The 26,545-nt window shown below is 44.1% G+C and carries 24 protein-coding genes; 11 read left to right on the forward strand and 13 right to left on the reverse strand.

Annotated features, from left to right (window positions below):
• Positions 1–240: 240 nt before the first annotated feature.
• A complete protein-coding gene (locus BWD42_RS21390; RefSeq protein WP_077438441.1) occupies positions 241–2,496 on the reverse strand; it encodes a GH92 family glycosyl hydrolase in 2,256 nt (751 codons plus the stop codon).
• A gap of 165 nt (positions 2,497–2,661) precedes the next feature.
• Between BWD42_RS21390 and BWD42_RS21395 the strand changes: the two genes are divergently transcribed.
• Complete coding sequence (locus tag BWD42_RS21395) at positions 2,662–4,248, forward strand: sulfatase (RefSeq protein ID WP_077438442.1); 1,587 nt, start codon at positions 2,662–2,664, stop codon at positions 4,246–4,248.
• Between the two features lie 323 nt (positions 4,249–4,571).
• Entirely contained in the window at positions 4,572–5,696 is a 1,125-nt protein-coding gene (locus BWD42_RS21400) for an MBL fold metallo-hydrolase (protein WP_077438443.1), read from the forward strand.
• Here the strand turns inward: BWD42_RS21400 and BWD42_RS21405 are convergent, their stop codons facing one another.
• The 7 genes from BWD42_RS21405 to BWD42_RS21435 form a co-directional block, all read right to left on the reverse strand.
• Positions 5,697–6,512, reverse strand: a complete 816-nt coding sequence (locus tag BWD42_RS21405) for a helix-turn-helix domain-containing protein (RefSeq protein ID WP_077438444.1) — start codon at positions 6,510–6,512, stop codon at positions 5,697–5,699.
• A gap of 28 nt (positions 6,513–6,540) precedes the next feature.
• Entirely contained in the window at positions 6,541–7,125 is a 585-nt protein-coding gene (locus BWD42_RS21410; protein WP_077438445.1) for a Crp/Fnr family transcriptional regulator, read from the reverse strand.
• Between the two features lie 286 nt (positions 7,126–7,411).
• Entirely contained in the window at positions 7,412–9,172 is a 1,761-nt protein-coding gene (locus tag BWD42_RS21415; protein WP_077438446.1) for a RagB/SusD family nutrient uptake outer membrane protein, read from the reverse strand.
• Positions 9,173–9,183: 11 nt separating this feature from the next.
• On the reverse strand, positions 9,184–12,438 hold the full coding sequence (locus BWD42_RS21420) for a SusC/RagA family TonB-linked outer membrane protein (RefSeq protein ID WP_077438447.1): 3,255 nt from the start codon (positions 12,436–12,438) through the stop codon (positions 9,184–9,186).
• A 292-nt stretch (positions 12,439–12,730) separates the two neighbouring features.
• A complete protein-coding gene (locus BWD42_RS21425) occupies positions 12,731–13,240 on the reverse strand; it encodes a DsbA family protein (protein ID WP_077438448.1) in 510 nt (169 codons plus the stop codon).
• A 7-nt stretch (positions 13,241–13,247) separates the two neighbouring features.
• On the reverse strand, positions 13,248–13,703 hold the full coding sequence (locus BWD42_RS21430; RefSeq protein ID WP_077438449.1) for a redoxin domain-containing protein: 456 nt from the start codon (positions 13,701–13,703) through the stop codon (positions 13,248–13,250).
• Between the two features lie 179 nt (positions 13,704–13,882).
• Entirely contained in the window at positions 13,883–14,434 is a 552-nt protein-coding gene (locus tag BWD42_RS21435) for an antibiotic biosynthesis monooxygenase (RefSeq protein WP_175992117.1), read from the reverse strand.
• Between the two features lie 230 nt (positions 14,435–14,664).
• Here BWD42_RS21435 and BWD42_RS21440 point away from each other — a divergent pair, with 230 nt between their 5' ends.
• Entirely contained in the window at positions 14,665–15,516 is an 852-nt protein-coding gene (locus BWD42_RS21440; protein WP_077438451.1) for an SDR family NAD(P)-dependent oxidoreductase, read from the forward strand.
• 67 nt (positions 15,517–15,583) lie between these two features.
• Complete coding sequence (locus BWD42_RS21445; RefSeq protein ID WP_077438452.1) at positions 15,584–16,498, forward strand: helix-turn-helix domain-containing protein; 915 nt, start codon at positions 15,584–15,586, stop codon at positions 16,496–16,498.
• A gap of 47 nt (positions 16,499–16,545) precedes the next feature.
• Here BWD42_RS21445 and BWD42_RS21450 read toward each other — a convergent pair whose 3' ends face one another.
• From BWD42_RS21450 to BWD42_RS21460, 3 genes are all read right to left on the reverse strand, one after another.
• The gene (locus BWD42_RS21450; protein WP_217700114.1) at positions 16,546–17,073 is read right to left on the reverse strand and encodes a hypothetical protein; all 528 of its coding nucleotides are present in this window, start codon (positions 17,071–17,073) and stop codon (positions 16,546–16,548) included.
• Between the two features lie 94 nt (positions 17,074–17,167).
• A complete protein-coding gene (locus BWD42_RS21455) occupies positions 17,168–18,565 on the reverse strand; it encodes a Fic family protein (RefSeq protein ID WP_077438454.1) in 1,398 nt (465 codons plus the stop codon).
• A 340-nt stretch (positions 18,566–18,905) separates the two neighbouring features.
• Positions 18,906–19,502, reverse strand: a complete 597-nt coding sequence (locus BWD42_RS21460; RefSeq protein ID WP_139351239.1) for a hypothetical protein — start codon at positions 19,500–19,502, stop codon at positions 18,906–18,908.
• A 617-nt stretch (positions 19,503–20,119) separates the two neighbouring features.
• Here BWD42_RS21460 and BWD42_RS21470 point away from each other — a divergent pair.
• From BWD42_RS21470 to BWD42_RS24820, 6 genes are all read left to right on the forward strand, one after another.
• Positions 20,120–20,566: an Hsp20/alpha crystallin family protein gene (locus BWD42_RS21470; protein WP_077438457.1), complete on the forward strand. Its 447-nt coding sequence runs from the start codon at positions 20,120–20,122 to the stop codon at positions 20,564–20,566.
• Between the two features lie 69 nt (positions 20,567–20,635).
• The gene (locus BWD42_RS21475; RefSeq protein ID WP_077438458.1) at positions 20,636–20,926 is read left to right on the forward strand and encodes a hypothetical protein; all 291 of its coding nucleotides are present in this window, start codon (positions 20,636–20,638) and stop codon (positions 20,924–20,926) included.
• Between the two features lie 153 nt (positions 20,927–21,079).
• Positions 21,080–21,934 carry an NEW3 domain-containing protein gene (locus tag BWD42_RS21480; RefSeq protein ID WP_077438459.1) on the forward strand — a complete coding sequence of 285 codons (855 nt, stop codon included), beginning with the start codon at positions 21,080–21,082 and terminating at the stop codon, positions 21,932–21,934.
• Between the two features lie 25 nt (positions 21,935–21,959).
• Positions 21,960–22,955: an ABC transporter ATP-binding protein gene (locus BWD42_RS21485; protein ID WP_077438460.1), complete on the forward strand. Its 996-nt coding sequence runs from the start codon at positions 21,960–21,962 to the stop codon at positions 22,953–22,955.
• Positions 22,918–23,910 (forward strand): ABC transporter permease, encoded by a 993-nt coding sequence (locus tag BWD42_RS21490; protein WP_077438461.1) that lies wholly within the window; start codon positions 22,918–22,920, stop codon positions 23,908–23,910. The genes BWD42_RS21485 and BWD42_RS21490 overlap by 38 nt, the downstream gene beginning before the upstream one ends.
• A 247-nt stretch (positions 23,911–24,157) precedes the next feature.
• Positions 24,158–24,301, forward strand: a complete 144-nt coding sequence (locus BWD42_RS24820) for a hypothetical protein (protein ID WP_175992118.1) — start codon at positions 24,158–24,160, stop codon at positions 24,299–24,301.
• On the opposite strand, the gene BWD42_RS21495 is transcribed toward BWD42_RS24820, so the two are convergent.
• Positions 24,272–24,769 (reverse strand): DinB family protein, encoded by a 498-nt coding sequence (locus tag BWD42_RS21495; protein WP_077438462.1) that lies wholly within the window; start codon positions 24,767–24,769, stop codon positions 24,272–24,274. The two genes, BWD42_RS24820 and BWD42_RS21495, sit on opposite strands and share 30 nt — an antisense overlap.
• A gap of 15 nt (positions 24,770–24,784) precedes the next feature.
• The gene (locus BWD42_RS21500) at positions 24,785–25,177 is read right to left on the reverse strand and encodes a hypothetical protein (protein WP_077438463.1); all 393 of its coding nucleotides are present in this window, start codon (positions 25,175–25,177) and stop codon (positions 24,785–24,787) included.
• Positions 25,178–25,457: 280 nt separating this feature from the next.
• On the opposite strand from BWD42_RS21500, the gene BWD42_RS21505 reads away from it, so the two are divergent.
• Positions 25,458–25,922, forward strand: coding sequence for a PepSY-like domain-containing protein (locus tag BWD42_RS21505; protein WP_175992119.1), 465 nt, complete (start codon positions 25,458–25,460; stop codon positions 25,920–25,922).
• Positions 25,923–26,545: the final 623 nt, after the last annotated feature.

Here is a 26,545-nt window from a genome sequence, read left to right on the forward strand (position 1 = left end):
AATCGATTGTGTTGATAATAAAAAATATGCTTATGTCACCTTCTTATTCAAAAATCGCATGCAACCGATAGCATAAACTAATGTCAAAAAAAGGGGATCTCAAAATACAACAAGGTCCGTTAGTCGATAGACTAACGGACCTTGTTTTTGTTAAAATCAAACAGGAGATCTTATAATTTAAAAGTGTATCTTCAAAATTTAAAGGCGTATCGTCCCACTGTAAGATAAACAATTATCACGCTAATTTCCCCAATTTTTATTGGCCTTATCTCCCATCACAAACTCAAGCGTGCCACCTTTCAGGATATCGGCATGGTTTAATTGTGTGCTATTCAACGGTTTTCCATTAAGGGTAGCCGACTGAATATATTTATTTTTGGACGAAGCGTTCTTTCCGATAATTACAAAAGATTTTCCATTTGGCAGGCTTAACGTTGTTTTCTCGAAAAATGGAGATCCGATACTATAGGAAGCCAGCCCCGGAGTAACCGGATAGAAACCCATCTGAGAGAAAACGACGAAGGCCGACATACCACCGCCATCCTCATCCCCGGGTACCCCCATCAGGTCATTTCTGAACCACTCCCCAATCAGCTTATGGATACGTTTTTGCGTCATCCAAGGTTGTCCAGCGTAGTTGTATAGGTAAGGAATATGCAGCGCCGGCTCGTTTGCCATTGAAAACTGACCTACATTGCCGGTATGATCTGGCAGCTGCGCATAGAAATCAAATTTAGAGCGACCGAGTGACTGCTGGAACATTTCATCCAGATACTGTACAAACAACTGGTTACCCCCCATCAATTTGATCAGATCCGGAATATTGTGCTGCACATCCCAACGGTATATCCAGGCATTATTTTCGCCATAATATTCACGGGCACCCTGTCCCCCGGAAAAAACATAATCAAAAGGCATGATAAAATTACCTTTTTCATCCTTCGGGTGGAAAAATTTGGTCTGCTCATTGAATAGGTTTCTATAATTGAAAGATTGCTTCATAAACAGGTCATAATCTGCTTTTATGCCCAATTCATTGGCCAGTTGCGCCAGACACCAGAGGTCATAGGATGTGCCCAGTGTAACAGCCACCGGTTGGCGTCTTTCAAAGCCATGTACTTCGGGATACGTTTCCTTTTCGCCCGGATGCAAGGCCGGGATATAGCCTTTTTCTTTGAAAAAATCATCCATTTTTCCAGCAGGTTTATCCGACCATGGTGCCAAAGTCTTTTCGGTGATCGCTCCTTTTGCCGCTAGATAAGCCTTCTGAATATCAAAGCCACGGATGCCCTTACGATAGGCATCCAGCAAGGTTGCAACCCCGTGGTTGGAATTCATCCTTCTGCTATCTCCGGTAATTTCTGGAAAGGTCGGCAACCAAGGTTTGTCCATCTGCTCTGACATCCGTACAAAAGAATTGAGGATATTGGATTCCGTCCCCGGCTCCAACAGTACGCGTAAGGGATGGTGCGCACGGTAGGAGTCCCAGATCCAGTCATCTGTAAAAAATGGCTTTCCTTCGTCCGAATGAACCTTGCCATCAAATGCGCTAAAATAACGTCCGCCTTCGGAAATGTTTACCGGACGCTCATAAGTTCTGTATAAGGAAGTATAAAACACGTTTTTGTCGGATTCATTGCCTCCTTCAACAGCGATTTTTCCCAAGGCCTGATTCCAGATTTTACGTCCATTTTCCGCTAGTTTCTTTTGATCGAAATCAGCAATCTCACGGTTCAGGTTTGCTTTGGCCTGCGCGGCATCAATAAATGAAACTCCGTATTTCATTTTTAAATTAGCTCCCGGCTGGTCAAAGTGTAGTACCAGGCAAGCATTCCGTCCTTTGGCCTCTGTTCCTTTTTCCAGCTGTTGCCCCTGCAATTTGCTTACTGCACTAGGCTTGATCTCCGGAACCGCATAGATATATACACGTGTTCCATTGCCAATTTCCTGTATTCCCGAAAGTGCCTGACCATCCCATTGCAGTTCCCCTTCACGTGAATTGAATTGCAGATATTTTGTGGATGTATTCGGGAAAGTGAAAGTATACATACCCGACTGGTGCGATAGTGCATAATCCACTTTAATATCTTCCTGATCCAAAATAACGGAATAACGATAAGGCTTGATTTCCTCCTGATCATAACTATACAATTGTACCGGACTGAGTTGATTTGGCAAACGCAACATTGGACTTAGGTTGAAGGCCGACGAGCCACGGTGGCTCGTTACGATAAGCGGCAGACCATACAAACGGTCCGAGGTAAAATCCCCTCTTTCGGGGTATACCCGTAATATACTGTTGGGCAGGTGGACCGTCGGATAAGTCGGCACCAGTAAATGACTGATATTTCCCATGTATGGATTGACATAATCCACGAGTTCTTTCGCGTTTTTGGCCTGGGAAAAACCTTTTAGCACAAAAATCGAAAAAAAAGTACAGCAACAGATCGTGCGTACAATTGCCTTAGATTTCAATTTAAGATTCTTATTTAGCATTATAATTAATTAAGTAATCAATGGTTTATGAGGAAACTGAAGTTTCGCCTCTAAAGTTAGTTTTTTTTGATGAAATAAAAGGCGGTAAATTTGGAACTTACCCGATAATGCCTATATTCGATAAGCTAAATTCCAATACGAGCAGTAAACCTTTAATATAACCCTATGTTAATTTCAAAAAACAATAGTCCCTTTGTTTTAGCGCTATTATTCAGTTGCCTAGGATCTTGGCTTCATGCCCAAAGCGTCGACAAGGCGCAGCAGCTCAGCCCGAACGATCGGCCCAATATTGTGGTATTCTTTGTCGATGACCTCGGTTGGCAGGACATGTCTGAACCCTTTTATAAAGTCAAAACAGCAATTAACAAAAAGTTTCATACGCCCCATCTGGAACTGCTGGCCAACGATGCAACCAAATTCACGAATGCTTATGCGACTCCGGTGTGCACACCTTCTCGGGTGAGCTTTCTAACAGGGCTGAATGCAGCACATCACCGGGTCACCAACTGGACAAACCCCAAAGCCAATACCGCTACGGATAGTAAGGATGAACTGCTCAATCCACCGGACTGGAATATCAATGGCTTGAGCCCCGTACCCAATATTCCCCATACGATCTATGCGACGCCATTTCCAAGCATACTCAAGGCCAATGGGTATTACACCATTCATATTGGTAAAGCGCACTGGGGTTCTGCCGGCACTCCGGGTGCCAGTCCACTCAATCTGGGCTTTATGGTCAACGTTGCCGGACATTCCGCCGGACATCCTCAGAACTACTATGGGGAGCAAAACTATGGCAACCTGCCCGGCAAGGCAAGTTACCAAGCCGTTCCAGATCTAATGGAGTATCATGGTACATCCACTTTTCTAACCGAAGCACTGACGCAGGAAGCATTGAAAGCGCTTGAGGAGCCCATCCGCCGTAAGGAACCTTTCTTCCTTCATTTCTCCAATTATGCCGTGCATGTACCTATTCAGCCTGATCCCCGGTTTGTACAAAAATACCTTGACCGTGGCCTGGACTCAACAGAAGCGGCATACGCCTCGCTGGTCGAAGGCTATGACAAAAGCATGGGCGATATCGTCCAGTTCCTCAAAGACAAAAAACTCTACGACAACACCGTAATTATCTTTTTGAGCGATAATGGTGGGCTAAGTCTCAGTCCCCCACGGTCAGGCGAACCTCATACCCAGAATCTCCCACTCAAGGCAGGCAAAGGCTCCCTCTATGAAGGAGGCATCCGCATTCCGTTATTGATTAAACAGGCTAACATCCACCAAGCAAGCAACAACCCCATTCCGGTCATCGTCGAAGACCTGTTCCCGACTATACTCCAGATGGCCAAAGTAACAGATTATCAGCTCGTGCAGCAACAGCCTGATGGCAAGGATCTAACTCCGCTAATGGCGCACAAAGCAGACAACAGCTGGAACCAGCGTCCTCTCGTCTGGAATGTTCCCAACAAATGGACCGTTCCCGATGGGCCCGGTATCAATTTCTTTTCGGCCATACGCCAAGGTGACTATAAACTGCTTTACGATATGAAGCAAGGCAAATTGGAACTTTATAACCTGCGGGAGGATATTGGTGAGCTGAATAACCTTGCACCTCAGATGAAAGAAAAAACCAGTGCGCTTAGCAAGCTCCTTTCCGATCAGCTGCGAACATGGAAAGCCCAGTTGCCTACCTACAAGACTACCGGACAACAGATCCCCTACCCTGATCAGATAAAATCTGTTGACCAATAGCTTTTATTTTCAACAAAACTGTTTTTTATGTTGGCCTCAACTTGTATAGAAAGCCTTTGCGATTTGACCGCAAAGGCTTTTATTTTAAACCTTATAAAACTGATACCCCATTAATACGGATAAAGATACCGGACAGTCAGAAAAACCTATTACCTCTAGTCAGTCAGCTTCTGTAATCAGCTGAATAGGTCTACAGCGACGTTATCTCGAACAAGGCCCTGCCCTTGTGTAGGGACGTGAGCCGTACAGCACATAAAAATTGAGCTTTACACAAAAACAATAGGTAGCTGAGCGAGCTATTTTTGTATCGTAAAACAAGTAAGATGAAAACAAAACACCAAGCCAGAAGCTTCTTCCGATTTTTGAAATGGTCAGCCCTAACGCTTGTTGTTCTCATCGGATTAATCACAAGCTTTATGATGCATCCCCAATTTGGCAAAAGGCCCTCAGGAGAAAGACTTAAACGTATCGAGCAATCGAAGCAATTCAAGGACGGAAAATTTCGCAACAGCAGCCCAACACCACAGCTAACGCAAAGTTGGACGGTAGCCCTTTCCGATTACCTTTTCAAAAAATCAACCGAAACCAGCCCCAAGCACAAGATACCTTCGGTACCTGTCGATTGGGACAGTCTCTTTACCAAATCCCATGGTTTGGTCTGGTTGGGGCATTCCTCCTATCTGTTGCGTGCAGACGGGAAAACTATTCTTGTCGATCCGGTATTGAGCGGCAGCATATCGCCTATACCGGGCAGCGGCAAAGCCTTTGCGGGCGCTGATGTAACAACAGCGGATGCGCTTCCAGCCATCGATTACCTATTTATTTCCCATGATCATTACGATCATATGGATTACAAAACACTCAAAGCACTGCAGCCCCGAGTCGGCAAAATAATCGTTGGACTTGGTGTGGGTGAACATTTGGAATATTGGGGTTACCGTCAGGATCAGATTATAGAAAAAGATTGGTGGGATCAAGTAGATCTAGGAAATGGATTTCATGTAACGGTCACACCGGCACGACACTTTTCAGGGCGTAGCATTTGGTCGGCCAATACACTCTGGGCCTCCTATGTCCTGGAGACGCCAAGCCGGAAGCTGTACCTGGGCGGAGACAGTGGTTATGACAGCCATTTTAAAGAAATCGGCGATAAACTTGGCCCTTTTGATTTGGCGGTACTCGAAAATGGACAATATGACTTGAGCTGGAAATACATCCACATGATGCCCGAAGAGGTAGTGCAGGCCGCAAAAGATTTACGCGCAACAAAATTATTACCCGTACACTCCTCCAAATTTGTTCTTGCTAATCATGCATGGTACGAGCCTTTGGAACGTATTTCCAAAGAAGCATCCCTACAGCAACAAACCTTGCTCACCCCTCGCATCGGTGAAGTGGTTGATCTGGATGAGCTCCACAACAGCCCGAGTTACTGGTGGAAAAACTGATTAGGCGATTGAATTAATTGTCGCCGGAGTTATTCCAAATTTCTCTTTGAAGGAAGCGTAAAAATGAGAGAGGTTTTCAAAGCCAAGGTCAAGGTAAATGTCCACGGGTCTTTTCCGCTTGTTTTCAATCAGGTAGTAGGCCTCGGAAAGACGCTTCTCCTGCAGCCATTTCCGGGGTGAGGTGCGGAATATTTTTTCAAAATCACGTTTAAAGCTCGCCAGGCTACGACCAGATAATTTGGCAAAATTCTCCAAAGGAACATTATACTTATAATTTTTCAGCATAAACTCCTCTAGGTCAATCTTAAATGGTTCGGAGAAATCAAATAGCAAATTTTTTAAATCGGGGTATCTCTCCAATAGTAAAGTGATTAGTTCGTATATTTTAATGGTCTCCATCTTCGGGCTGACCCGCTCCGAAGCCTCAGCATAGGGCGTGAGCGACTCAAAATAACTTTTGATAAAGGCATCACCTTCCAAAATGATATTGGTATCGGCAGACTGTTTTTTATCCGAAGAGAGCTGATGATCCAACGCAAACTTCTTGAGTCGGTCGGTGTGCAGCAAGATTGAGATCGACTGATAGTCCTTATTTTGTGAGGGGTATTTAAATGCCTTTGCCAATTGATTTCTTCGGGCAAGCAGTAGCTGGCCCTCCTTGGTCACCAGCTTTCCCTTTTCATGGTCAATGTGTGTTTCACCGGATAGCTGGAACATGACTACATGTTCGGGAATAAATTGTTCATGACCAAAAGCCTTATCGACATAACACGAATATAGAAAGGCCTTCCCAAAATCTTTTTCATCGATACTCATAAAAATTTTCTTTAAACTGTGTTGACAACTATTTTTTTGCCGCGAGCCGCTTGCGGATGATGCTGACAAATTCGGGCGAAACACCGAGGTAAGACGCGATATAATATTGCGGCACCCGCTGTGATATCGTGGGATATAGGTCAATAAATTCAAGATAGCGTTCGGCAGCAGGTTTGGCCATGGTATGGATCAACCTATTTTGTAGCACGGCAAGCCGGCGCTGTACCAACATGCGAAAGACACGTTCAAACTTTGGAACAGTATCCAGCAGTTTTTCTTTCGTCTCCGGAGTCAGCATCAGAAATTCAGATTCTTCCAATGTCTCCATATACAGGCTCGATGCTGTATGATAATGGAAGGACGCAATGTCACTGATCCACCAGTCTTCGACCGCAAAGGCCAAAGTCACCTCAAAACCATTTTCGTCAAGATAATAAATACGGACACAGCCTTTCTGAAGGTATCCTTCAAATTGACAGATTTCTCCTTCCTGCAGGAGCATCGTCTTCTTGGGTACCTTCCGTACGGTCAGTAGACTGGTGAAGCGTTCGGTTTCTCCGTCCGTCAGCGTGATGCACTTTGATACATTCTTGAGGATATTTTCGTATAGCATACTATTGCATTAAGTCTGTTTTCGTGTAAAATTTATGCCAAAGCTAAATGAGCTATGACTTCGCTGAAGAAAACAGCATCCTGATATCAGCATGATATAGGGTTATTGAATTCGCTATTTTCACAGCAGCAAGTTAAAGATAAATGTAAATATAAAGCATACAGTCCACAAACTCCAGCATGAAATTCTTCTCCTGCTGTTTATCATACTTTTATTTCAGTACAGAGTTCTATAACAAAAAAAGCACCTCATTACGAGATGCTTTTTTTGGTAGGCAAAAAAACGCTTATTTTGCCCAGCCCGGGTTTTGAGCAAGATTGGGATTTTTGACAATTGCAGTAGCGGGTATCGGATAAAGGTATTGTTTATCTTCCCAGCTTCTTGGTACAGCCTTATACCATTCGAGGTGATTATCTGTTGTCATCGTCTGGAAATTTTTGCTACCCCCGCCGATCGCAACTTTGGCTACCCCGCTTGGTGCAGTAATGGAAGAAGCCGGTTTACTACCATCATAGAAAATCACATCCGGTTTGCCATCGTGATCCAAGTCCATCAGTTTTTCCAATGCTGGTACATAGATACCTGTCCAGGAAAGGTTGGCCATCAGAGAGCCCAGTTTCCATCTTTTCAGGTCATTGAAACGGAAACCCTCCAATGCCAGCTCAACCTGCCTTTCACGGCGGATTTCCAATAACACAGGATCATTGATATCCGGGAAGAATGTATTTTTCAAATAGCTGTCCACCTTGGTCGGCAGGCTATTGTTTCCTGAAGTAATTCCTGCTCTTGCGCGCAAGGCACCAATGGTTTTGGTCCAATCCGTTAGATCCAAAAGGCCAAGTTCCTGTCTTGCCTCTGCGTAGTTCAGTAAAATTTCGGCATACCGCATCAGGGGAACGGCATTGGTGTTATAAGCGCCGTTGTCGTAATAAGGGTCATCCAAGGTGTATTTAATCGGTTGATAACCCGTATACGTATAACTGGCAAAATTTGGAGGGGCAGCCTCTCCCGCGCGTTTATATCCTGGTGTGCGGATCAGTTGTGCCAATCGATAGTCACGGTTTTGACATTCTTCATAAAATTCTTCCGTCTGATAACCTGGACGATCCGTATAAGGTGTTCCGTCAAGGTTCAGAAAACTGTTAATAAAAGGTCTTACCAAACTCAGTCGAGGCCCATAGGTCGCCGAAGTCCACCACCAGTTGGCATCGTTCATCAAGGCTTGATCTTTGCTGAAAGCAAGCCCCAGCATAACCTCCTGCTTCAGCGGTTGGTTGCTCACAAATAATTGACGCTGCGACATCTTGGGATCGTTCGCTACATATAGACTATATGGGCCGGTTTCCATCAGGATTTTTCCGGCGTCAGCGGCCATTTTAAAGAAATCTGCCGCTGTTGTCGCCAGGTTCAATTTGTGGTATTTTCTAAATGTGCCCTCAAATAATGCGATACGTGTTTTTAGTCCCAGTGCCGTCCATTTATTGATCAGGGTGCCATCAGCGCCATCCCCGGTAATATTTGCATAGGCAAAATCCAGGTCTTCCATAATATGTTTCATCACGAGTTCACGGGAATCCCTCGGTGCGAGGAGGATATCTTTCTCATCCACGGTCAAGGGATGATCTACCCAGGGTACATCACCAAAGCGGACCACCTTATCGTAATAAAACCAGGCCCTAAAGAAACGGGCTATACCGATATAATTGTTTTTGACTGCATCGCTCAATTGCGGACTTGTGCATTTGGCAATCATTTGATTGATATTGCGTAAAGCTGTCCAGCTCCACCCAGTACTGATTTCGGCAGAGTATGCACCTTTTACCATGAAGTCATTCAAGCTGTTTACCGCAGCATAATCAGCCATAGCGTCCCCCTTAAAGGCATCACTTCTAGAGGTAATATCGCGGTAAAAGGAATTGCTATAATTTTTCAGGCCATTCTCCGTTCCGAAGATATCCTCTTCGGTTGCCGATGCTTTAGGGAGCTCGTTCAATTCACATGAACTGAATAAGAGCGCTATGATAGGTATAAATAAGATCTTTTTCATTTTGAATACAATTATAATCCAATCGATAAATTAAAACTGATGCTCTTCATCACGGGATAGTTAAACCCGTCACCACTATTGGAATCACTTATATCCGGGTCAGACTTCATAAGGTTGCCCACATCGAGGTCCTTTGTTTTTTTGTATAAAGGTGACCAGGTCCATAAATTCTCACCGGACAATCCCGCACGCAGGCTACTGATTTTGAGCTTAGTCGTGACAGATTTTGGAAAATTATAGCCAATCTGGATATTTTTCATGCGGATATAGGCGATATTTTGCAGGTATCGTGTCTGCGGTGTTGCCTTAATGGATTCATTGTAACCTGCATAACGTGGAAAATAGCCATTGGGATTATCCTCTGTCCAATAGTTATTGAGGTGCCATTCGGGCAAATTATTGTACGGCCTATTGTACTGTCCCCAAAAGATGGACTCATTGCTCGGATACCAGTTCTGCTTTCCTACACCCTGGAAAAAGGTAGAAAAATAGACATTTTTCCAGTCCATATTGATATTGAAACTGTAGATATAGCGTGGTTCGTAATTGCCGATAATGGTTTTGTCACCATGGTTATTGATTGTATTGGTTCCATAGTCGATAACGCCATCGCCATTGAGATCCGCAAAGCGCACATCACCCGGGTAGATAATTCCGGAATTGGAGGATCTAATGACTTTTTGTGTTGGCGCAGCATCGATTTCCGCCTGATTTTGGAAAAGCCCCTGAGTGACATACCCCCAGATCTCACCGAGCCGCTGTCCTTCATAGTAGCGATCCGTTTGATAGCGGTCAGTCTGTAGCAGACCAGCCTTATTTTCGTAACGGTCTATGTCCGAGCGATAGTCTGCCAAAGTCGCTTTTACCGACCAGTTAAATGGGCTATTGTTCCAGTCGAAACGGTCTTTATAGGCAATACTCAGTTCATAGCCTTTTGTTGTCATATCCGCATAGTTACCTTTGGGCGACTGTGCCCCGAAGATATCCGGCAGCTCCACGCTGAAGGTATACATATTCAAGGTCTTGCGCTGGTAAAGATCGCCTGTAAAGGTCAACTTTCCGTTTAGTGATGAAAAATCCATTCCAAAATTGGCGGTGCGGGCAGTTTCCCAGGTTAAGTTATCAGGGATAACCTTAGGTACCGAGGTATAGGAAGGTTTCTGTCCGTTCAAAAGGCGGTCCATGATCCTGATCTCATAGAGATCCATATAGGTATAAGGATCCACGTTACCATTTCCCAGTGAACCGTAAGAAGCCCGGAATTTCAGGTCAGAAATAATCTTTTTGTCAACGGTAAAGAAGGGCTCCTCAGAAATGCGCCAGCCCGCAGAAGCAGAAGGGAAAAATGCCCATTGCTGGTTGGTTGGAAATTTGGAAGAACCATCGTAGCGCCCATTGAATTCAAATAAGTACCGATCCTTGAAAATATAATTGGCGCGCATAAATACACCAACATTACGATACTTATTATAACCAGCGGTAGCGGTTGTATTTTGCCCGAGAGCCAGATTGATATTATCCACATTTTCGGTCAATAAGCCCGTTTTCGTGATATAGGAAGAATTATAGACACGTTGTTCGTAATTATAGCCCAGCAAACCTTTGACATAGTGATCACCTATTGTTTTTTCGTATTCGCCGTACAGGTTTCCAAATAGATATTTCCAATTTTGGTCCACCTGGTAAATATTGTTGTTCATATCTGTTTCCAGCTTCAGCATCTTACCCTCCTGCGTACTATAAGGGACCGGTACGCGTACCCGGATCGAGTTAAAATCGCGGTTTCTAAAAGTCAGATCCCCTTTGATGCGCAAGCTGTTGTTCAGGAATTTGGTTTCAAAAGAGGTCGTATTACGGAGATCCCGGTTTTCAGTTTCTGTTCTATTTTTACCATAGATAAAGTCACCTACAGAGTAAGCAGCCGAAAAACTTAGTGAACCGTCTGGATTGAATATCGGTGAAGATGGGTGGCCCTCATCTGCAATATTACGCCAGATATTTCCTCCTTCACCAGCTGTAGTCGGGTCGCGGTATTTCGCATAGTTATAGTCAATATTATTGGCGATACGCAACCAATCGTTTACCTGTAGACCGGCTTTTGCCCTTGTGTTGTAAGTTTTGTATTTATCACTATTATAACGGTACATACCATTGTAGCCATAGGCACGTCCGGAGAGGTAGTAATCCAGTTTTTCGGTATTGCCGCTTACAGAGAGATTATGATCCTGTACAAAGGTGTTGTCTTTGATCAGGACATCGTAATAATCTTCATTACCATAATAAACGTAATTTCCTTTATCATCCACCGTCACTTCATCCGTAATTCCCTGCTCTTTGCGACGTTTGAATTCGTTGAGCCAATCCGTTGTAAAGATCTGCGTTTTGTTCAGTTTACTTGGGATAGACGAATAGTTATTCCAGGCATTATAGGCCGTAAAGAAATGAGAGGCATATTCGTAGCCATCTGTTACGAATTTGGGTCTTGCAATTGGCTTTTGAAATGATCCGCTTCCAGAATAGTTGATGGAAGATTTTCCAGATTTAGCTCTTTTGGTCGTAATCAGAACCACCCCGAAAGTTCCCCTTGCACCATATATTGCTGCGGAAGAAGCATCCTTCAATACGGAGACATTTTCGATATCGTTTGGGTTGAGTGAAGCGGGGTCCCCTTCGACGCCATCGATCAAAATCAAGGCACTTCCCCCCTGTCCGATCGAAGTGGCACCACGGATATTAAAACTCGGTGCGCGATTGGGTTTACCATCCGCCGGAACAATGTTTAAGTTAGGCACAACCCCCTGTAACATCTGACTGGCATTTGCTAGTACGCGGCCCTCAAATACTTCCGACCCGACCTGATCGACTGCTCCAGTCAGGTTAGCTTTCTTCTGGGTACCATAACCTACAACGACTACCTCTTCCAATTCGGTATCCTTGGACTCCATTACAATTTGTAACTGAGCGGAATTGATGGTCAGCACCTGTTCATTGTACCCCACTTGGGTCAGCCTAAGCTTTTGGCCGATAGCAGCCTCCATGTTAAACTTTCCTGCGGCATCAGTAGATGTTGTTTTCTGGGTGGATAAATTGGTGATGGTCACTCCGGGCATAGCTGCACCGTTTTTGTCTTTTACCACACCTTTTACGGTAGACTGGATTGCAATAGCTTGCGTCTCTCTGTTCAATTTGGCATAATTACGCTCTACATTTGCCCAGGTGGGATATGAGAGACCCAACGCCATACTGATTAGTAATGTTTTCTGCATTTTTAGTCTGGTTTAGAATTCAGCCCCAAAGTTGGCGCTTTCACTTGGTTTATAATTTACCTTAATATTAATAAATATTTAATTAATAACCATACTCTTCCGAACTAAACAGGTTTAGCAGACCTATATTTAATAGAAATTTAACTTATAAACAACACGAATCACATAAGCAATCAAAGAGCTTCCCTCGACTTCGAAGGTCAAATGGCCTTTGCTACCGAAACAACGATATTTCGTTATTTGCTTACCAGTTTGTAGCTTTATGGTTCTCCGATGGGCAGGATTATACCAATCAATTTTCATGTAGCATCTGAACAAGACCTTCCGCGCCGCCGTCAAATTTTTGACCATTAACAAAAAATGTAGGTGTTCCATTGACACCGCTCATCATGCCGCTTTCAAAATCTCCTTCCACTTTTTCCTCCAGACTTTCTTTTTGCATATCGCTCTTAAATTGATCGACATCCAAATTTAGCCGTTCGGCAAGGTCCATTAAGAAACGTGTGCTTAGGCTCTGCTGGTTATCATAGATCGCATCGTGCATCTCCCAAAATTTCCCTTGCAGTGCTGCAGCTTCTGCGGCGAGCGCCGCCGGACGTGCATATTCATGCATTTCTGAAAGCGGAAAATTGCGGAATACAAATCTGATCTGGGATCCCAATTCAGCCATCATCTCTTTCAATATCGGATGTGCAGCCCCGCAATGTGGGCATTGATAATCGCCATATTCGACGATCGTTAAATCCGCACTGCTATTTCCTTGGATATGGTCCCTATCGCTGACTTTTGGTTTTAATGACATAATTTCGCTATTTAAGGTTTTCTAATGCTTCTATGATACCATCCGCGCCTGGATTTACTGCTGTTGGCGATAAGTAGCTCCATTGGATAACACCCTCTTTATCAATCACGAAAAGTGCGCGCTTACATTCGCCTTCATCCTCATCATATACCCCGTATTTTCTGGCGACCTCACCCTTCGCTTCAAAATCCGCAAGCAGCGGAAAATGTAATTTTCTGGACTGCGCAAAGGCCATATGGCACCATTTGCTATCTACCGATATACCCATAATCTCGGCATCATATTTCTTAAAATATTTTAGCATTTCATTATAAAGGGCCATCTGGTCACTGCATACTGGGCTCCAGTCAGCAGGATAAAAAGCAAGGATCACATTATACCCTTTAAATTCGGACAATTTGATTTTCTGATCGGGAGTCGCATACAAAGTAAAATCCGGTGCAACATCGTTTTTCTGTAACATACAAACGTATTTAAATTTAACCATTATCCAGAGCCTCAATTTGGTTTAACCGATTCTCACCAAAGACTCTTCCTATAAAACAAAGTGTTGTCATGGAAGAATTGTTTTATCACGAACGATTAAAATTGCCTTCTTTAGTGCCTTATCAGCTCTCCCCAAGTTGTCAACCGAACAGTTGATTATTTATTTAACCATTTGCGAATGAGTTTGGTATAATTAGGCATTACCAGATAAACCATTAGAAAAACGATACAACCTGAGATCAGCAATCCATCGGACATACGATTTTGAGAAATATGAAAATATCGGAGAACAGGTAGCAGGATCATAGGCATAACCAATGATAAGGGGTAAATGGCAGACCAGGTAACAAGATATTGCTTCCAGCGTCGGGGTATCTTATTAACCTGCTCTGGCGTTTCAAAAAGGAACTCTAGGCCTGACTTGATCTGATAACGGTCCTGCTTTCGAAATAAGGGACTGGCCTGTTCAATCATTCTTTTGCGCGTATCGGACTCCATCCAGATTTTTAGGTTGTCCACTGTATCAAACCTGATAATTACAGTATAGACAAATGTTAAATTGGGGATAGGTCGAATGACCTGGAGATCAATAAACCCTTTCGCATGTTTCGTGAGCGGTACAATTTCCGCTAACCACTGGTCGTATTCGAGTTGCTTATCATCCAAAATGTGATGTGTTATTACGACGGACGCGCCCTGGTTTTCCATAATTATCTTTTGTTTAAATTGCGCATTCTTATCAAGTGGTCATCCACTTCCTGGCTTTCTTTTTTCTCCACTCGTTGATAAGGTGAAATAAGGATTACACTTCGAAAATACAATTATCGTTAAAAACATCAAAACCACGATTTGACTACAAGATCCGTCGATCTGCCTACATCCAAAACACCGCAATTCATCACTTTTGTAACATCAATTTATTTTAAACTAAAAACACAATGAAATCACAAAAAGTATGGTTTGTTACCGGTGCTTCAAAAGGACTTGGTTTAAACTTGGTAAAGGAACTGTTGGCACAAGGTTATCATGTTGTCGCAACTTCACGAACAAAACGCGCATTGGAAGATGAAATCGGTGAGAACGAAAATTTTCTTCCACTTGAAGTAGACATCACCGACAATGCAGATGTCAGCCGGGCAGTACTGTCGGCGATTGATTATTTCGGGCGTATCGATGTCCTCGTCAACAACGCCGGATACGGGCAAACAGGCGCTATTGAGGAACTCAGCGATTCAGAAACCCGGCGCAATTTTGACGTGAATGTCTTTGGCTCACTCAATGCTATCCGACATATCGCGCCACATATGCGTCATCAACAATCGGGTCATATTTTCAACATTGCGTCCATCGGTGGTCTTGCAGGTAATTTCCCAGGTTTTGGGATCTATTGCTCCACAAAATTTGCCGTGGCAGGATTTACAGAAGCGCTTGCAGTCGAAATGCAACCCTTCGGCGTACACACAACCTTGGTTTACCCCGGCTATTTCAGGACGGATTTTTTATCCGACGGATCTATACAAACTGCTGCCAACCCTATTCCAGCTTACGTCACGGCGAGGGAAAATGAGACCGCACATCTTCAGCAGATCCATGGCAATCAGGCAAACGATCCGCAGAAAGCTGCTACTTTACTGATTGAGCTAAGTACATTGGAGCATCCACCAGTACATTTTTTAATGGGTGAAGATGCCTATACGCTCGCCAAAAATAAAATCGATACCTTGACCGCCGAGATTGAAAAATGGAAAAGTTATACCGTATCCACAGGTTTTGAACAGCCTGTTAAATAGCCGGGAGAAAGTAAATGGTATAAAAAGTAGACAATATAAAAAGAAGAAAATAAGTAAATTTACACCTATGGAGAATACATTTCGCTTTCATTCCCTTTCGGAATTTCATCGCTTTTGTGGACTGCCCCAGCCAGAACATCCATTGATTAGTCTGGTCGACTATAGCCAGGTGCACTACCCCATCAGTGATACCAAGTTAAATTGGATCCAGCATTTTTACTCCATCGGGTTAAAGCGAAATGTAAACGCCAAATTTAACTATGGGCAACAACAGTATGATTTTGATTCGGGGGTACTCACCTTTGTGTCCCCCTTACAGTTTCTAAAAGTGGAGATCAATCAGGAGGTCCAAACTGAACCCAGTGGCTGGCTCCTCCTGATACATCCTGATTTTTTGTGGAACAGCGAACTGGCAAAGCATATCCATACCTACGATTTCTTTCAATATGAAGTTAACGAAGCCCTTTTTCTTTCGGACAAAGAGGAAGCAATTATTGTGGATATCCTTCAGAACATCGAAAAAGAGTATCAGTCCAATATCGATAAATTCAGCCGCGAACTGATCCTCAAGCAGATCGAACGTTTGCTGATCTATGCCGAGCGCTTTTATGAGCGTCAATTTATCACGCGAAAAAAATCCACTCAGGAACTTGTAACCCGATTTGAACAGCTCCTTTCAGCACAGTTTGACCGGGATAAACTGCTGGAGAAAGGTGTCCCGACGGTCAGTTTTCTAGCGCAGCAGCTGAACCTATCCCCCAATTATCTGGGCAGCGTTCTCCGTGTTTACACGCAACAAAATACCCAGCAGCATATCCAGCATAAAATGATTGAATATGCCAAAGTACGCCTGAGCACCAGCTCCCTTTCTATCAGCGAAATTGCTTATGAACTTGGATTTGAACATCCACAATCTTTCAGTAAGGTATTTAAGAAAACCACCCAACAGAGTCCTGTTGAATTCAGGCAACTATTTCAATAAACTCCCACTTTCAAAGACAGGCATTCATCATATGCCCCGCAACAATACTAGTCCGCTGTGTAATACCCCTTCACGCCGATACCGATTGTCCAGAAGAATTTGGATTTTTCCAGATCTTCGAGTAGCATATCCACATTATCTTCGTATTCGCCCTCAGCTTTTATGGCTTCGATATCTTCCTGGATATCTTCTTCGGTCATCTGTCGCCAGACCCCGACCGAGCTATTCAGAAAAGCGTAACAGTACCCCGCTTCCGAATCGTCTACAGGGCCATTGTTCTTTTCACTTAGGATATTGAGCAGTTCCTCAGCCTCTACTTTAAATGGGTTAAGTCCATAGATACTGATCTCCGTTTTTTCGGGTGTGGGGCCATTGATGCTTTCGATAAATTCGAGTTGCCCAAGATCATTGAAATCCAGTCGCAATTCGAGCTCATCGTAGTAATACTGACCATCCAACGCATCCGAAGGCGGCCCGAGAATAGCTTGTACCTCCGCCTGTGCCATGCCCAAAGACACCGATCCTATATTTTCAATGTCTATTCCGACAAGTGGAATAAGTTCGATCTTTTTCATAAATACCAAGCTCGTTTGTGTTTATATTATACAGAACAAGAACTGTTACCCTAAAGTTAGGTAAAAATTATAACCCAAACCAAGAAAGGGAATATCATCCCCCCTTCCACACTTGCTGCCATTTTTCAAATTCGGATGGTCTGACACGAAAACGGGCAAAATTCCCTTCGTGCAGCGACAGCAATTCCATATCCACTACAGCTACAAATTTCTCCCGGTCGCTTTCGGCAATGCGCTCAGCATACCGGGCAATAGCGCTAACAGCCTGTGGATGTGCCATAGCAGCAAGAATGACCTCTCGGATCACCTCCCGGATATCATCGCGATAACGCATCCGCCACAGATCGGGCTTCCCAAGAGATTGTTTGATGGCGGCATAACGCAGAGCCGAACGCTCATAGGACCAAATAAAAACATCTCTTAACAGGTCAATACGATTGAGTTCGTAAACTCCGAGCAATCCCTTAACATACAATTCTTCGGGTACATCCACAAAGACCAATGGCGACAGATTATGTTTGTTGAAAGGGATGTTTGCTGCCAGACGGGAGACGCGTTTATTGACGTCATCAAAAGGCTGCAGATACGGCAGATGTACCATGATAAAGAAGGCTTGCTCGAATGGATCATCAATGGCCAGGGCTTTACTTAGTAGCGTTCTGAACAAATCATCAAGGAGCTGAGGTATAGCCAATGGCGTAAAAACTGATCTTGTGATACCAACTCCAAATGTACGCAGCCGACCGGCAGCAGCGGGATCCGGCAGCAGATTATCGGCTAATAGCGCGTGTAGATTGGTAATCGTGTAAATATTGAAATCGATCTCCTCCCCCGCCTGTACAAGAAATTCAATGGCCTCCTTGTGATTTAGAATCATCTGTGCATCCGCATCATTCTTCTGCTCAGCCTTTTTACCTAAAGAAATCAGATACTGGGTATCCAATAGACTATAGGTATTTCCTTCTAGCCGACTTGAGTTCCACGAAAGATCGATCAGCAGCCGTTCAAGTACCGATCTCGCATATGTTCCTGCTGGTTGATTGGGGGTATTTGTCTGACCGATCGCAGCAAGCTTCCGTTTTTCGTCCTCAGTTAGATAACTATCAATATTGGGCCGGTAGTTCAGCAGAAAATCAGCCTTATAGCCGACCGGCACCCGTTCGGCCAACGGCCGACCAACAAGTTTCTCAATTTCCTTCCCTTCAAAAGACAGTGAAATCTCCGTTGACTTTTCAAATGGAAATGCGGGTTCTTCAAGAACAACGTTTCCTTCCATTGGGGATGAAAGATGATAAAGCGTGGAACGCATGTTGCCGGAAAGATATACAGCGCCCTCCACTTTCAATTTCTCCAGCCGCCTTTGCAATGATCTCGTCTCAATAAGCAATCCGGATGCTTCCTTGATCTCCTTCAATGAAGCTCCATGCTTAAATTTGCCTAAAGTTTGTAAGATCCTATTGATCTGCTGTTCGATTTCCCGTTGTTTTCCCATGACACAGTTTCGTTATTTGCGACAGTTATTACGACAAAAATATTAAAAAAATGTCGCAATTCGGACCAGCCATGACATTTACCACTAAATTATGTCGCAATAAAAATGTATTGCGACAAAAAAGAGCCTCCATCGGGAGGCTCTCTTATATATTATTTGGTGGTTTTTCTAACGGTCATCATGGGATATCGCTTCCTTGTTACCGTTAAGTCGATACACTTCGCTATTGCAACAGATATTATGCCAAATATTCGTATTACAGTTATAATTAACATATTAATCCATTATTTTATAAAAAATAGCGATCAGTCAAGCTTGACGGGCGGAGCCATGCAACGATCTAGGTTTTTATTTTGGGATCGATCCAGAACATCGTAGCCTCCGTGTGACTAAAAAACTCCATGGGTGTCAGGTGGCAATCCATGGTATCCTGCAATCCTCCATCCGTGTAGCTAACCACTTCTTCGGAGGGAATCACCATTCCGGTCAGGATCGCATCCTCGTCAAGACAATTTAAATCGGACAACAGCACATTAATATGGTTGGCCACCACCCATTGCTCCAGTTCCTCTTTGTTTACCTGCTGTACACGTCCGGCAAGAAATTTCGCCTCCTCCACTTCTTTTTCGACGCTATTCGGGTAAAATAAGCGTAAAAAGGCTTCGTATTTATCAAATGACTTCAACCGGATGGCCTCATTGCGCAGAAACTGTTTCTCACCCAATTGCCCGTATTCCTGAGCATATTTGCGCAATTCGATCTGCTGCAATTCATGATCGCTACATTTCGCCAGTTCGGATAAAGCATAGACGTCTGTTCCGTGCCCATCGTGGTTATTCAAATATTCCCAGATATCGCCCGGAACGACTTTGGGTCTCTTATGTTCCAGGACATTATATCCTTCTGCAATCCATTGTTCTATTTGTTCCCTTCTCATCGCATTACCTTTTTTTAAAATCTTCAAAAATCTATACGCTTTCCAGGCTCGACTCGATTTAAATTCAATAGCAGCGTTGCCCTGTGCTAATTGAACAAGTGCACAAGGAGGAAAGTTTTCCAAATAAACGTTCTATTTTAATTACCTACACGCTTAGGCATACTGTCGGGTGGACAACATAACCTGTTCTTTATTCTGCTTATTTATATAAAGCGTATCATTTATCCGCTCAAATCCAGCAGCGGGTAGATAGATCGGATTTAATATGGCAACCTCATTTTTTGATATACCCTCGTCGGTATATGCAGACGCCAGGTATTACGCTCAATAAGGAGCTGTTCATCCTTGCAGAACTACCGACGGCCAACGAACCGGAAATAGCATTCGACTGCATCAACTCGCAAAAGAGCCGCGAGCAAACCAGGGGACCTAGTGATCAATGTCAAGAACCACCTGAATGTAATCTGGCAATACTGTCAATTTATCAGTAAAAATTGACAGTCTACGTGCAAAAAATTCAGTTTTTTAAGCTCGGTATTTTTTTTGCGGGATATTTTATACAGTCGGCCGACTGACAGATTGAATTTATTGTTATACTTCATTAAAAGGAGGTTACTATGAAACTTGCAAAAAGAAACTGGAACAATTTTTCACTTTTTTCGCCCATGTTTGATAATTTTAACCGCGAACTTTTAAACTGGGACAACAGAAATTATTCATCCACAAGCACCACAGTGCCTGCGGTCAATATCAAGGAAAATGGAGATACATTTGAAGTTGAAGTTGCAGCGCCGGGCATGGCCAAAGAGGACTTCAAGGTATCGCTCGACGGCAACCTATTGACCATATCCTCTGCCAAAGAGGAAAAAAAAGAAGAACAAACAGACAATTATACCCGTCGCGAGTTTAGCTACCAGTCCTTCCAGCGTAGCTTTGAACTTCAAAGGGAGGTGGTCGATCAGGACAATATCCAGGCGCGCTACGAAAATGGTATGCTGCGATTGACGATACCAAAAAAAGAGGAAGCCAAACAAAAAGAACCTCGGCTTATCGAAATATCCTAAAGATCCAAATTGCACCTTTAACCTGGTTAGTCTCCCCGGGAGGCTAACCTATTTTTAGTTAAGCAAGATATGGAACGCTCAAATTACTATATCGAATTACAGATGTACTGCCGTGGACGCTATTTGACCATCGCCAGTTTTGACCGCAATAGCTGCGAAAAGATTGTTCATGAACTATTTGATGAACTGCGTGGCGATCATCAGGCCTCCGACCTCCGAAGGCTGCGTATCAATCTTCTCCTCAATGATACCGAAAATTCCAGAACACAACTGAGATCGATCCACTGTACACTGGATGAACTGGCAGAAAACACCAAGATCATCATCAAGAAGACTTTCAGGGCCGTGAACTTCGAATGATGCCTGACAGGCCGATCGTTTTTTATTTTACCCTTGACATTTATCAAATTGATTTTTAATTTGGACGCGGTTTTCGAAAAGGTAACCGATACCAAAACCGACATTTTTTAAAAGCTAATATTCTATTTAAATATAAATTTTAGTTATTGGATCATGTTAACAGAATTACTAATTACAAACACAAACCGACGTTTTTCTTTCCGGCCATTTTTCACTGCACTTCTCGTGCTGGCAACCTCGCTCTCACTTCCGGCACAGACCGTGAAACCGCTCAAATCCAATTTTGAAGCGCGGCTAATGAATATCGAGTCGCCCAGTAATGAGCCCTTTCGGTATACCGCTACCCTCAGCAATGGGTCTGCACAACCGGTCAATTACAACTTTAACGCACAGCTGCCAGACGGCTGGCAGATCAGCTACCGCGTGGAAGGCTCACAGGTGACCTCGCTGATGATGCAAGCAAATAAATCACAGGAAATCAGCATTGAAATCAGCTGCCCTATTTCCGCCAAACCCGATAAATATAAAATTCCTGTAAAGGCGATATCCGCGCAGGATACGCTGGCATTGGATCTGGAGGCCGTGGTCAAAGGCTCCTATGCACTTGAGCTGACCACACCCAGCGGCAGACTCAGCGACGAAGTCGTCTCTGGAAGCAGCAAAGAAATCCTGCTCAAAGTCAAAAATACCGGTACACTCCCCCTCAATGCGTTGGAACTAAGTTCCCAGTTGCCCAGCCGATGGGAGGCAACCTTTGATCCTGCGAATATCAAACAGCTCGAAGCAGGAAAATCCATCGACGTCAAAGTCAATCTAAAAGTTCCCGACAAAACCATTGCCGGAGACTATGCAAGCAAATTTGAGATCAAATCCGCCAATAGCAATGCCGACATCTCATTCCGCATGATCGTCAAGACCTCTTTGCTTTCAGGCTGGGTCGGCCTATTGGTCATCGTACTGGCTATTGGACTGGTGTATTATCTCATCCGCAAATACGGCCGTAGATAAAGGTAGGACAAAAAAGATAATTACAATGAAGGATCCTATCATTCAATTGACAGGCCTGACCAAAACCTATGGCAAATTTACCGCCGTAGACAAGTTGGACCTGCATATTTATCCCGGCGAAATTTTTGGCCTGCTGGGGCCCAATGGTGCCGGAAAGACCACCAGCATCCTGATGATGCTCGGCCTGACCGAACCAAGTGCCGGCACAGCCTATGTCTGTGGCCATAATGCCACCCGTAACCCCATAGCCGTGAAACGCAAAGTCGGTTACCTGCCCGATAATGTGGGCTTCTACCCGGATATGACGGCACTGGAAAACCTATGCTTCATAGCCGAACTCAATGGGCTGACTAAATCCCTAGCACAGACTTCAGCCAAAGACATGTTGCATGTTGTGGGGCTCGAACAGGAAATGCATAAAAAAACGGGTTCTTTTTCCCGTGGGATGAAACAGCGTCTAGGGCTGGCCGAAGTGCTGATCAAAGCACCTGAAGTTGCTATCCTTGACGAGCCCACACTGGGCATAGATCCCAAAGGTGTTGACGAATTTTTGGAGCTGATCAAGCAGCTCAGCAGGGAGCATAAGCTGACCGTACTGCTTTCCTCCCATCATCTCCATCAGGTACAGCGCGTCTGTGACCGCGTCGGCATTTTTGTGGGCGGCAAGCTGCTGACCCAAGGCTCAATCGAAAGCCTGGCGCAGAACCTTCAACAACAGGAAGGTGTCAGCACCGTCATTACGCTCGAAAGGGCGCCGGATACCCAGCGGTTTAAAGAAGCCTTAAAGGTGCTGCCGGGACTCCGCAAGGTGAGCATAAACGAGCTTTCGGTCGAATTGAAAACCGACAGTGATGCCACCGCCGCCGCTGTCCGTATTTTGGTCAACAATGGCGCTGACATTGTCGCCGTAAGCCGTAATGGTTACCAGCTCGACGATATTTACAATACATATTTTGAGAATAGCATAACAACACATACTGCCTATGAAAAATCCAGGGGTTTCTTCAAAAGATTTCAATAGCAAGCGCTCCACGCCCATGCAGGTACTGGTACGCAAAGAGATCGCCGCACATATCCGCAGCTGGCGGTTTATTATACTGATCCTGCTTATCGTGCTGACCTTCGGTGCTGCCCTTTATGTTTCATCCATGGGGCTGAAAGATGCTGTCAGCAATATGCGTGATCCCGACCAGTCATTTTTGTACCTCAAGCTGTTGACCACGACGGATAATTCCATTCCGCCGTTTCATGTTTTTTTAAACTTTCTGGCCCCATTATTGGGCATTGCGCTGGGCTTTGACGCGGTCAATGCGGAGTACAACAACGGCACACTTACGCGGTTGCTGGCGCAGCCAATCTACCGCGACAATCTACTGTTCGCCAAATTTCTGGCGCCATTGATCGTTGTGGGAACATTGTTTGTTGCATTGGTGATGCTGATGATCGGTGGCGGACTGATGGGCACCGGTGTACGGATAGAACCGCAGGAACTGCTACGCATTCTCGGATTCACCTTGATCAGTGTGCTGTATGTGGCTTTCTGGCTGAGCCTTTCCATCCTACTGTCGATCCGCTTTCGTCAGCCAGCTACCTCAGCACTTACCGCAATCGGTATCTGGTTATTTTTTACCGTGTTCTTCCCTATTCTGGTAAATCTGGCCATCCGCCCCTTCCTACCCAATCCCAATTACATCTCGGAGCAAGAGTACATTGGCTACAATGAGCTGATCTTAAATCTACTTCGATTATCACCGAGCCAGCTCTACACCGACGCCACCACCACACTACTGATGCCTTCGGTACGCAGCCTCGGCCCGATCACCATGGAACAGATGGTGGGCGCTATTCCGTCCCCCCTCTCCTTTCGTGAAAGTTTTCTGATGGTCTGGCCACAGATCAGTGGGCTCACCGCCGCCATGATGATCTGTTTTGCCTGGTCCTATTACATCTTTATGCGGCGGGAGATACGGAGTTAAATAGCGCCGCGGGATCCGACTGATTGCATAACATGCATAAGCCAACCATGCTAGGATCCTGCTCTAAGAAAAAATAACAGAGGTCGCCTGTCCGATCGGACAGGCGACCTCTGTAAAGTGTATCATGAATAAAAAATGGCTGCTTAATCGCTATTTTCCTTTTTATAAGCATAGTAGAAAACAATTCCGTCGATTGTGGCGACAGCAAAGAGAATAATAAAACACAGGGATACAAACCCACCGATAAATGCAAAGCAAGCGTCAGGGAGGAGATACTCGGGCAGCACTGATCTGGGATCAATTTCTAGCTGAGATCTTAACAGGACCAGAAAGCCAAAGTGGAATCATTCGTAACCAACCTTTATTTCAGACAACGGGAAGTGACCAGTAGCTGGCCGACATGACGCTGTGCATGCTCAGCCGCATGAAATAAGAGACCGATCAGGGTCGTTGGAATCTGCTTTCTCCCCAGGAAACGTTCATCAGTCAACGTTGCGGGATCAGTCATCGATAAGACTTCTAAAGCCTGTCCGATCTGCAGCTGTAGGTTTCCGACTAGTGTAGCGACGCTGAGCGTTATATCCACGACACCTTCTTTCTGGAGATAATCAAACTGCTCGGCAGACAAGGATTTACCTGCTGCATAGGTAAACATGCGATCAATCACTCCTCGGATATGCAACAGATGAAATCCAATACTAGCATTACCACAGGGACTTGCCCAGAGCTGCTCCGGCGACAGCTGGGCTGTATATTTTGTGCTATCCTCTACCACTTGCAGCAGCGCATGTGCTACCGGCTGCAAAAGAGCTGGAATCCCCTTGATTGGTCCCCGCATCCATACTTCTAAATTGTCCATACCTGACTTAATAAGCTATATTCGTTTACTCGTACTCTTTAATGCCCATAGTACCAGTATCGGTTGAAAAAATAAACGGGCAAGCCTTTTCCCATCGCTGTCCAGTCCGAAACCATCCCGATGTTCTTTATATTGGGCGATATTGCCCGGGAACACCGCAACAAAAAACAGCGCTGCAATTTTTCCGACAGTAGCACGCTGTTTGCCCCTAGCCAATAGCAGCGCAGTGCCCAGTGCAATTTCAGCAAATCCCGAATACAGGACAGTATCATCTTTAGGGATCGGCACCCAATCAGGTACCTGTGCCTGAAATTCCTTTCGGGCAAAGGTCAGATGTCCGATTCCCGCTACCGTTAAAAAAGCACCTAAGCTATAGCGTGCAATCTTTTGAAGGCAAGATTTTTCCATACTATTTTTTAATAGAAGACAGTATACAGCGAAAATAGTTTACTGAGGACAGATAAGATCTGATAAATAATCCCGATAGGGTATAAAAACGTTACTAATAAATTCAATCAGATCGATTTGTAGATTTATCTGCTGGATATTAAGCTTCCAAGTTTCTTTCCCAAATGTTTCCAGAATCTATATAGAACTTTATCTTATGGTATTTTCTATTTCCCCGCTAAAGGTGGCTTTAAAAACAGCCCCCGATAAGATGAGTAATAGAATTAAAAAAATAGCGCGTATGAAGAAATTAACTTGGTTTGCAGCTGCAATGATAACAGGCAGTGCATTGACATTTATGGCTTGTGACAAAGATGATCCGATCGAAAGCGGCATCACTTATGCAGAACTCCCCCAGCTGGGCAAAACGATGATTGAAACTCATTTTGAAGCAAACACGGTAGTCAGTGTTACACGAAAAAACAATTCAGATACAGACGGCGGCCTCTATGAAGTCAGATTGAACAATGGTATAGAGATCGATTTAGACAAAGATGGCAATTGGACCGACATTGAAGGGAATCGTCAAAAACTACCCTACGCCTTAATTCCGTCACCTATATTGAGTTATGTCGTTAAGCAATATCCAGCACCTTTATTTATCGAAGGTATTGACAAAGAACCTTATGGTTACCAGATAGATCTGTCTAATGATCTGGATATAAAATTTAATGCTGATGGCAGCTTCATCGGTCTTGATGATTAATAACCAACAATTCTTAGAACCTGCCAGATAAAGCCCTGAGGCCAAAAGTAGGTCTCATGGCTTTATTTGAAAGTCAATCTATTGCCCTACCTGGCACAGCGACAAAACCATTGCAGAAAGCAGGGGCGTACCTATTCGACTCCAGTGGGTCAGTATCCAAATGTCACCCGCTGTTGTTCTTATTTTTTGTCGACAAAGTATTCTTCCATTCTGCCATCTTCTGATTTTAGATTAATCAGATAACCCGCCTGTTCCGTAATTTTCAGCGGAATACCCTTGATTTTCGGGCTGGATAGGGATGTTGATCTGGAAGAATTTTTAAGGAGTCTTTCCCCATAATGTTTGAGGATTATCCTAATTTAACTGCTCAGCAACAGTACGTATATCATCCCATTCATTTCTTAGTAATTCAGTTAATTCTTTGACTTCTTGCCTATACATTTTAATTTTACTTCTTTAATGATATCTAATCGCATTTTTAATTATTTTATAATCCCAAAATCAGATCCATCCGGTTCATTATCGTTGTCTTCCATTTCATCGAGGTAAACCTCCTATCTGATCTTAGCCATCATTTTAGTATATTCCCAAATCTAAACATTCGGAAAATTAATCCACGTCAG

It is taken from the genome of Sphingobacterium sp. CZ-UAM, from assembly GCF_002000245.1.
Taxonomy (GTDB): domain Bacteria; phylum Bacteroidota; class Bacteroidia; order Sphingobacteriales; family Sphingobacteriaceae; genus Sphingobacterium.